10 protein-coding genes and 1 tRNA gene are annotated in these 8,772 nt (G+C 69.2%); 8 read left to right on the top strand and 3 right to left on the bottom strand.

Going from position 1 to position 8,772, the window contains the following annotated elements; all coding sequences use genetic code 11:
- Together DBR34_RS09040 and DBR34_RS09035 are read right to left on the bottom strand one after the other, a co-directional pair.
- A partial coding sequence (locus DBR34_RS09040; protein WP_258223776.1) for a 4Fe-4S dicluster domain-containing protein occupies positions 1–972 on the bottom strand: 972 nt, incomplete at its 3' end.
- Between the two features lie 71 nt (positions 973–1,043).
- Positions 1,044–1,340 carry a hypothetical protein gene (locus tag DBR34_RS09035; RefSeq protein WP_128096545.1) on the bottom strand — a complete coding sequence of 99 codons (297 nt, stop codon included), beginning with the start codon at positions 1,338–1,340 and terminating at the stop codon, positions 1,044–1,046.
- 138 nt (positions 1,341–1,478) lie between these two features.
- On the opposite strand from DBR34_RS09035, the gene DBR34_RS09030 reads away from it, so the two are divergent.
- The 6 genes from DBR34_RS09030 to DBR34_RS09005 all read left to right on the top strand — a co-directional run bounded on the left by DBR34_RS09030 (position 1,479) and on the right by DBR34_RS09005 (position 6,363).
- The gene (locus DBR34_RS09030; protein ID WP_128096544.1) at positions 1,479–1,916 is read left to right on the top strand and encodes a group III truncated hemoglobin; all 438 of its coding nucleotides are present in this window, start codon (positions 1,479–1,481) and stop codon (positions 1,914–1,916) included.
- A gap of 44 nt (positions 1,917–1,960) precedes the next feature.
- Positions 1,961–3,370, top strand: coding sequence for an oxygen-independent coproporphyrinogen III oxidase (hemN, locus tag DBR34_RS09025; protein ID WP_128096543.1), 1,410 nt, complete (start codon positions 1,961–1,963; stop codon positions 3,368–3,370).
- A 68-nt stretch (positions 3,371–3,438) separates the two neighbouring features.
- A complete protein-coding gene (locus DBR34_RS09020; RefSeq protein WP_128096542.1) occupies positions 3,439–4,401 on the top strand; it encodes a hypothetical protein in 963 nt (320 codons plus the stop codon).
- A gap of 54 nt (positions 4,402–4,455) precedes the next feature.
- Positions 4,456–4,542 (top strand) — tRNA-Leu (locus DBR34_RS09015).
- Between the two features lie 84 nt (positions 4,543–4,626).
- Positions 4,627–5,331, top strand: coding sequence for a glutathione S-transferase family protein (locus DBR34_RS09010; RefSeq protein ID WP_181393955.1), 705 nt, complete (start codon positions 4,627–4,629; stop codon positions 5,329–5,331).
- 240 nt (positions 5,332–5,571) lie between these two features.
- A complete protein-coding gene (locus DBR34_RS09005; protein ID WP_128096540.1) occupies positions 5,572–6,363 on the top strand; it encodes a hypothetical protein in 792 nt (263 codons plus the stop codon).
- A 9-nt stretch (positions 6,364–6,372) separates the two neighbouring features.
- Here the strand turns inward: DBR34_RS09005 and DBR34_RS09000 are convergent, their stop codons facing one another.
- A complete protein-coding gene (locus DBR34_RS09000; protein WP_258223775.1) occupies positions 6,373–6,717 on the bottom strand; it encodes a phosphohydrolase in 345 nt (114 codons plus the stop codon).
- Positions 6,718–6,931: 214 nt separating this feature from the next.
- On the opposite strand from DBR34_RS09000, the gene DBR34_RS08995 reads away from it, so the two are divergent.
- Both DBR34_RS08995 and DBR34_RS08990 read left to right on the top strand, forming a co-directional pair.
- Positions 6,932–7,948 (top strand): TraB/GumN family protein, encoded by a 1,017-nt coding sequence (locus DBR34_RS08995; RefSeq protein WP_258223774.1) that lies wholly within the window; start codon positions 6,932–6,934, stop codon positions 7,946–7,948.
- 112 nt (positions 7,949–8,060) lie between these two features.
- Positions 8,061–8,516 (top strand): BLUF domain-containing protein, encoded by a 456-nt coding sequence (locus DBR34_RS08990; RefSeq protein WP_128096538.1) that lies wholly within the window; start codon positions 8,061–8,063, stop codon positions 8,514–8,516.
- Positions 8,517–8,772: the final 256 nt, after the last annotated feature.

Genomic DNA, 8,772 nt, shown 5'->3' with positions numbered 1-8,772 from the left:
GGCGGTGAGCGTGCGTGGCCGCAGCCAGCGTACGCGGCGCTGGTGCATGCGCGTCTCGCTGGCATGGCGAAGCAGGCCGGTCGGGAACTGCCATTGGCGCATCTGCGCGTTGCAGGCGTCCACGCAATCGCCACAGGCGATGCAGTCCACGTGCGGCCCATTGCGCACGTCCAACCCCATCGGACACACGTCCACGCAGGCGCGGCAATCCACGCAGTCGCCCAGCCGGTCGGCGGGAAAGCGCGGCATCGGCCCGGCCAGGGCCGGATGTGCGGCACGGAAGGCGTAGTCGCTGGCGCTGACCGCATCGAGCAGGCCGCGGCCGCGCTGCATCACCGCACCCAGCCCGGGCGCACGCGGTCCGCGCGGCTCGCCACGGCGTGCGTCGTACCGCACCTGCGGGGTGTCTTCATCACACAGGCTCGGGCAGATCCGCGCGAACGGGCACAGGTCGATGCACACCTGCTGGCGCAGGAAGCCGGCGTTGCCCCAGGTGGCCAGCGCGTAGAACGCCACCCAGAAGGTCTCCCAGCCGCTCCAGGCCGGCGGCCACAGGTTGCTCACCAGTGCCTGGATCGGGCTGAACAGGCCCACGAAGGTCACCCCGGTCCACAGTGCCACCACCGCCCACAACAGGTGTTTGGCCGCGCGGGCTAGCGTCGGATGGTGCAGGTGGTGCGCGGCGGCCTGCTCGATCCAGCGGAACAGGCGGCTCCACAGTGTCTGTGGGCAGCCGTGGCCGCACCAGATCCGCCCGCCCAGGGTGGTCAACAGCACCAGGCTGGTGGCCATCACCGCCAGCAGCCCCAGCAGCACCCCCAGGTCCTGCGGCCACAGCGTCAGCCCGAACAGGTCGAAGCGGCGCCCGGGCAGGTCGAAGAGCAGCGCCTGGCGACCGTCCCAGCGCAACCACGGCAGTGCGTAGAAGGCGGCCAGCAGGGTCGACGACAACAACGTGCGCCAGCGTGGCATGCGCCGCCTGCGCGGCGGAGGCAAGGGCGGGGCAGGGTCGACCAGGTGCAGGTGAAGGCGGTCAGGCATGGTCACCCCAGCTGCTCGTCGTCATCGGCCCGACGCGGCGGCCGGGACAGGTACCAGGTCACGCCGCTGGCGGCCGCTGTCACCGCCCAGAACATGAAGAAGCCCAGCGTGTAGCCCAGTTCACGGCTCAGCGCATGCTGCGGAAAGCTGATGTCGCGCAGCCGCAGCGGGTCCACAATGGCGAAGAACACCATGCTGGCCAGGCCAGCGGCGACGAAGCTGGGCCACAGGATGGCGCCCCATTGCTGGATCAACAGCCGGCGGCGGCGGGCCCCGGGTGGGTCGTGCAGGTCGGTCATTGCAGCCACGGTCAGTGTTTGACTCACAGACTAGGGCGCACCCACTGCGCCGACATTGATCCTGATCAAGACGCCGCACCCCCTGCGCGCGCATGCTCTTCATCACGCGCAGCACCCCACCGGCCGTAGAGAAACCGCATGCAGCATCCGCCCGCCACCCCGTTGCCCACGCCATCGCTGGAGCTGTGCAGCGAGCAGGAGGTCACCCGGCTGGTGCACGATTTCTACGCGCGCGTGCGCGAAGAACCGCGCCTGGCCCCGGTGTTCACCGCCCGCGTGCACGACTGGGATGCGCACCTGGCGCAGCTGGTCGATTTCTGGTCGGCCATGCTGCGCGGTACGCGCCGCTTCAGCGGTGCCCCGATGCCCAAGCACATGGCCATGGACGAGCTGGACCGCGACCTGTTCGACCGCTGGCTGCAGCTGTTCCGCCAGACCACCGCCGAATGCGCGAACCCGCCGATGCAGCGGCTGGCCGATGACGTGGCCACGCGGATCGCCGATACCTTCTGGCGCCGCTTCCAGATGCTGCGCTGGCCGCAGCTGCCGATCGCCAGTGCCGCGCGCCTGGATTGATCTGGCTCAATGCGCGCGGGGCCGCCTGCGCGCACGCTGGCGGCATGGACATCACCTCGCCTGCTGCCGCCGGGCTTGCCTGGCACTTCGACCCGGACCTGCTGCGTCGCCACGACCGGCCCGGACCGCGCTACACCTCCTATCCGGCGGCCCCGCATTTTCACGACGGCTTCGGCGCGCACGAGCTGCGCGCGGCCATTGGCGCCAGCAATGCCAGCGCCCGGCCGTTGTCGCTGTACGTGCACGTGCCGTACTGCAGCAGCCCGTGCTTCTATTGCGGCTGCAACCGGGTGATCACCCGCGATCACAGCAAAGGCGTGGCCTATGTAGCGCGCGTGCTGAGCGAAGCGGACCAGATCGCGCCGCTGTTCGATGACACGCGCGAGGTGATCCAGCTGCACCTCGGCGGCGGCACGCCCAACTTCCTTGCCGCCGCGCAGCTGCGCGACCTGGTCGATGGGCTGCGCGAGCGGTTCCGCTTCAGCACCGCGGCACACCGTGACTTCTCCATCGAACTGGACCCGCGTTTCGTCAGCCCTGCCGACATCGCCACGCTGGCCGCGCTCGGCTTCAACCGGGCCAGCCTGGGCATCCAGGACTTCGACCCGGTGGTGCAGCGGGCGATCAACCGCGAGCAGGGCGTCGAGCAGACCCTGGACATCCTGCGCGCCTGTCGTGCGCACGGGCTGCGCTCGGTCAACGTGGACCTGATCTACGGCTTGCCGCACCAGACGCCGGCCGGCTTCGCGCAGACCCTGGAAACCGTGCTGCGCGAGCGGCCGGACCGGCTGGCTGTGTACGGCTATGCGCACCTGCCGCACCTGTTCAAGGCGCAGCGGCAGATTCCGGATGCGGCGCTGCCCAGCCCGGAGCAGAAGCTGGCCCTGTTGGGGCTGGCGGTGCGGCGCCTGTCGCTGGCCGGGTACCAGTACGTGGGCATGGACCATTTCGCGCTGCCCGACGAAGACCTGTCGCAGGCGCAGCGTGCGGGCCAGCTGCATCGCAACTTCATGGGCTACACCACCCATGCCGACACCGACCTGGTCGGGCTCGGCGCCAGCGCGATCAGCCATATCGGCGACAGCTACAGCCAGAATCCGCGCGACCTGCCGGGCTGGGAAGCGGCGGTGGATGCAGGGCGGTTGCCGGTCTGGCGCGGACTGCAGCTGGATGCAGATGATGTGGTGCGCGCCGAACTGATCGGCCAGCTGATGTGCCAGGGCGAGGTGGACGGTCGCGCGCTGGCCACGCGCCATGGGCTGGATTTCGACCGCTATTTCGCCGATGCGCTGGTGGCGTTGCAGGCATTGCAGCACGACGGCCTGGCCGAGTATGCCGACGGCGTGGTGCGCGCCACCGAACGTGGCCGCCCGCTGCTGCGGCTGCTGGCGATGTGCTTCGACCGCTACCTGGCACGGCCGGACCAGCCGGTGCGCTACTCGCGCGCCATCTGAGGCCGGTGTCACCGGCGCGGTGATGCGCGTGTAGTACCCTCCGCTGGCCTCGGCCAGTGGAGTGCTGCATGAAGAAGATGCTGTATTTCTGGGCAGCGTACCTGCTGTTTTTCGCCCTCCCGTTCCCGTGCATCCTGTACTACAGCATCGGCTACCCGGTCGATGCGGCCGATCGCACGTCGCCCGCCATGGCCGCCGCGTGGCTGGCGCTCTCGATCCTGCTGTGGGGGCTGCTGGCGGCGGCCTACGTGCATACGCTGCTGCGGGCGCCGTTCCGCGCACAGGCGCGCACCCGGGCGATCCAGCGTGCGGCGATACGCCGCCGCGCACGCGTGGTGCAGGCGCAGGATACCGGGCGGATGCGGCGGGGGTGGCGCGTGTGGAACCTGACCCTCGCCTTCGACAATCTGTCCGGTACGCCCATCCAGGACCAGCTGCTGGCGGTGGACAGCCAACCGCAGCTGCAGCGCTTCGTGACCGACAATCAACTCGATGCGCTGCTCAGCGCCGATCCGGGCGGGTATCCCAACGTGGTGCTGGAAGGGGCCATGCCGGAGGTCGACCGGGGCCGGCTGCTGCGCCGCGCGCTGATCGGGGTGGTGCTGCTGGGCGCGCTGGCCGCCTACTACGCCTGGTGCTGGAACGACCCGGGGCAGGGGAACGGGCAGGGCTGGACCTTCCTGGCCCCGTGGCATCCGCTGCTGGTCATGCCGGCCTGCCTGTGCGGCTATCTGGTGCTGGGCCGCGTGTTCACCCGCATGGTGGGCATCGATCGGCGCGCCGACGCCCTGAACTACCGTGGCATCGGGGTCGAGGCCCGGGTACTGCACGTGCGCCAGACGGGGACCGAGGTCAACGCCCAGCCGGAGCTGGAGTTCCAGCTGGCCTTCGAGGACCGGCAGGGAAGCACCCACACGGCCACCGTGCGCAAGGTGGTGAGCCTGCTGGACCTGCCCCGGGTACCGCGGGAGCGCGCGCGCATCCTGTACCACCCCGATGACCCGTCGCAGGTGCTGATGTCGGACCTCTGAAATGCCCTGCGCATTCCCAAACCGGGCGCGATCAGGCACCCTATGCCCCGCGTTGCCCGGATGGCGAAACTGGTAGACGCATCGGACTTAAAATCCGCCGGAGGCAACTCCATGCCGGTTCGATTCCGGCTCCGGGCACCAACGCTGGACAGGCGGCGCAACGCCGCCGGGTCCGCGCCGAATACCGTTAGCATGGGCGCTCCCTTGCCAGCCTGCGCCGCCGCCATGCTTACCCTCCATATCGGCAACAAGAACTACTCGTCCTGGTCGATGCGTCCGTGGGTACTGATGACCCAGGCGGATATTCCGTTCGATGAAGTGCTGCTGCGGTTCGACAGCTTCGATCCCGGCTCGCAGTTCAAGCGGCAGGCCATGGCGCTGTCGCCGTCGGGTACGGTGCCGGTGCTGGTGGATGGCGACCTGGTGGTGTGGGACACGCTGGCGATTGCCGAGTACCTGGCCGAACGTTTCCCCGACCGCGCGCTGTGGCCGCAGGCGGTGGACGCGCGTGCCCTGGCGCGCAGCGTGTGCGCGCACATGCACAGCGGATTCGGCGCGCTGCGCCAGCATTTCCCGATGAACATCGAGGCCTCGCTGCCGGAGGTGGGCGCACGCGTGCTGCGCGAGCAGCCGGCCGTGGTGGAAGACCTGCAACGCCTGCAGGTACTGTGGGAAACCCTGCTGGCGCGCCATGACGGCCCGTTGTTGTTCGACCGGTTCAGCATCGCCGATGCCTTCTTCGCGCCGGTGGTGATGCGCCTGACCACCTATGCGGTGCCGGTCAGCCCACGCGTGCAGCGCTACATGGAGGCGGTGTTGGCGCTGCAGGGCGTGCAGCAGTGGGTGGCGGGCGCGCTGGCCGAACACGACTTCCGCCCGTTCGAAGAGCCGTACCGGCAGGCGCCCGACGTGCGCGACGGCAGTGAGTGACCGTCGCCGGCGCACCGCCAGGGGCGCCGCGCAGCAATGACCCTGGACGCCCTGTTCAAGCAGCGCATCGCCGCGTTCGTGCAGGGCGGGGTGCCTGCGCGCGTGCCCGGGCCGCTGTTCCATGTCCAGGATGACGGGCAGCCCGGGCGTTGGCACCTGTCGGCCCCTGACCACCGTGGCCGTCCGATCCCGTTGGTGCGCTGGCACGACGTGATCCGGGTGCCAGCGCTGGCGCGCCGCATGGCCGACCGTGGCTACACCGATGCGGATCTGCATGCGGTGCTGCTCATGGTGACGCGGGTAGCGAACCTGTTTGCCGTCGACGCCGGGCAGCGCAGCAACAAGGAGTACGCCCAGTTCGGCCACGTGCTGCACCTGTTGACGCTGACGCAGCAGACAGACGAACACCTGGCGCTGCGAAATCACGCGCTGTACTTCCTGCTGTTCGAGCTGGACATCGATGATGAAACGCGGGACCGCCTCCAGTTCGGCGAAGGAGGCCTGCTGTTCCATGCCGAGCGGCTGGGCCCGCATCCGCTGTCGGAGGTCGTCGGTGCGATGCATGACTGCCTGGTACGCCCGGGCCGGCGTTTCGCACCGTTCCTGCAGGTGGTCCGCGCGTTCCACCTGGGCTGGGTGCACTGGCTGGAAACGCCACCGCTGCGGCCCTGGCGCCTGGCCTTGGACGAACCCCATGCTGCCTTGGCGCATCCGGATGTCTTCCTGGCGACCCTGCGGGGCGACGAAACGCGGATTTTCGACGTGCTGATCGATGCCACCTCACCCCAGGCGAGTCCGGCGGCGGGATTGGTGTCTCGCCTTGTGCTGATGCACTACGGCCAGCATGTGCTGCGCCACACGCCCGAGGCGGTGCTGCGGCTGCGCGACTACGTGGGCGACGCAACGCGCTTTTCGCAGGTGCTGTGCGCGCTGGTCACGCAGGGCGCGGTGCCGGATCGGGGCCGGTTCGACGCGCTGGGGCTGGGCGGCTGCCTGGAAGGCGTGCCTGCGGATCGCGTCGCGAGCTGTTGACCGGACCGGTCAGCGCGAGGCGGGTAGCGGCCCCGCACCCAGGGCCAGCAGGGCGTGGGCGTACTTCTGCGTCAACCGCTGCACCACCTCCACCGGCAGGTACTGCAGCCGCGCCGGGTCGCTGTTGTCGGCAATGTCGGCCAGCTTGACCTTCAAGGCCAGCGGATTGCGTGCGATGGCGGCGTAGTAGTCGTCTGCCGGCACCTCCTTGCGTCGGGTCAGGCAGGCGACCGCCGCACGGATGTGGGCGGGGAACTGCTCCACCTCGGCCGCGAAGGCCGGGCAGTCTTCCACCACGTCGTGCAGCCACGCCACCGCCTCGGCCTCGGCATCGCCATGCACGCGGGCGGCCACGCGCGCGACATGGCCGATGTAAGGTCGGCCGGCCTTGTCGATCTGGCTGGCATGGGCGCGGCGGGCGAGCGCCTCGGCACTGCGAAGGGTATCGATGGCACGTTCTCCTGGGGACCGATGGCTGCATTATGCGGGCAGCGGCCAAACGCAAACTTTACGCAGGCGTGCCGATGTCCCCGTAGGCTGCGTTCGACCCCAACACAGGCAAGGCAGCATGGCGAGCGCGGCACGGGCAGGGATGGCGGTGGCGGTACTGGCACTGGCGGTGTGGTGCGCGGCCGGCGCGCAGGCCCAGGCCCCCACGGGTGGCCCGGCGGTGGTAGACCTGGCGCCGGTGGTGGTGTCCGGTGTGCAGCCCGGTCCGGGCATGTGGAAGGTGACCGGCAGCGATGGCCATGCACTCTGGATTCTGGGCACGGTGTCACCGTTGCCGGCCAAGCTGGATTGGCGCGCGGATGAAGTGCAGGCGGTGATCGCCAGCGCCGATGAAGTACTGGGGCCGCCCGGCTGGAAGGTCGACGCCGATATCGGCGTGTTCAAGGGACTGACCCTGCTGCCCTCGGCGATGAAGGCCGCGCACGATCCGCAGGGCCGGCGCCTGGACGAGATCCTGCCGGCGGCGCTGTATGCACGTTGGCTGCCGCTCAAGCAGCGCTACATGGGGCGCGACCGCGGCGTGGAAAAGGACCGGCCGCTGGTGGCGGCTGCACGCCTGTATGGCGATGCGTTGAAGTCGGTGGGGCTCGGGGGCGGCACGCCGGTGACCCGCGTGCTTGAGAAGGCCTACAAGGCCCGGGGCTTGAAGCCGGTGCCGACCCGCGTGGCGATCCGGGTGGAAGACCCGCGCGCGGCGTTGAAGGAAATGCGGAGCAGCACCCTGGCCGATGCCGCGTGCTTCCAGCGCACCCTGGACGTGGTGGAACACCAGCTGCCGCTGCTGGTGGAGCGGGCCAATGCCTGGGCCGTAGGCGACACCGAGGCGCTGCAGCAACTGGCGGTGCAGAGCCAGTACGACGCCTGCGTGGGCGCGATCGCCGACAGCGAGTTCGGGCGGCGTCGTGGCCTGGGCGGGGTGGACCAGCAGGCCGCGGACAAATGGGTGCAGATGGCACGGGCCGCGCTGGGCCGCAATGCGACCACTTTCGCGGTGGTGCCGGTGGCGTTGCTGGTGCAGCCCGGTGGCTATCTGGCGCGCCTGGAGCAGGCCGGGTTCGAGGTCCAGGCACCCTGACGCTGCGGCAAGCAGTCGCACGCCTGCCGACGCCGTGGCACCCCGTTGTCATCTATCTACACCTGCAGGTTCGTGGCATAGTCGAGTCAGTTCTCAGGGGAGTTCTGACTGCATGCCGTTGCGTGCGATCGCCTACACCAGCGTCGCCTTCGAAGGGATTCAAGCATCGGATATCGATCGCATCCTTGCCGCGGCGACAAGCTTCAACAAGGTGGCCGGGGTCACTGGCGTGCTGATGTTCGACGGCACCCGTTTCCTGCAGTATTTCGAGGGTCCCGAAGACGGCGTCGATTCGGTGTACCAGCGTGTGCTCAATGCGCGCAGCCATCTTTTCCTGCGCGAACTGGCGCGTGGCGCGGTACTGACCCGCCACTTCCCCCGCTGGACGATGGCGTCGGCGGCCATCGAGCCGCAGGTGCTCACCGGCATGATCGAGACCGCGTGGGAGGGCTTCAGTCCCGCAGCGCCGATCGCGGGCCAGGGCCGGGTAGGGTTCGCCCGCCTGCTTGAATTGTGGACCGGGGTATCGGGTGAACTGGAACCGGCCGCCGTGACGCTGGGCTCGTAACGCAACTGTTCGTTTCCCGTAACAAGAACATCACGGGTCCGCGCCTACTATCTCTCTACCAGCTGTGACCGGTCCTGCGGAAACTCCGCCAGGCTGTCTGAAAGGGTAGTAACCGCAGCTGGACCATTTGTTGGCCGTCGTCCGTACTCTCCGCGGACGGCGGCTTTGTTCTTTGTGGCATGCGGCTTCCCGCGTTAGGCTGTGCCATTCGTTCTCCGGCGCCGCCCCCATGAGTCTTTCCGCCCCCTTGCCGCCC

The organism is Stenotrophomonas sp. HMWF003, from assembly GCF_003061285.1.
Lineage (GTDB): Bacteria > Pseudomonadota > Gammaproteobacteria > Xanthomonadales > Xanthomonadaceae > Stenotrophomonas > Stenotrophomonas maltophilia_AP.
This window is presented reverse-complemented; position numbering and strand designations above follow the sequence as displayed.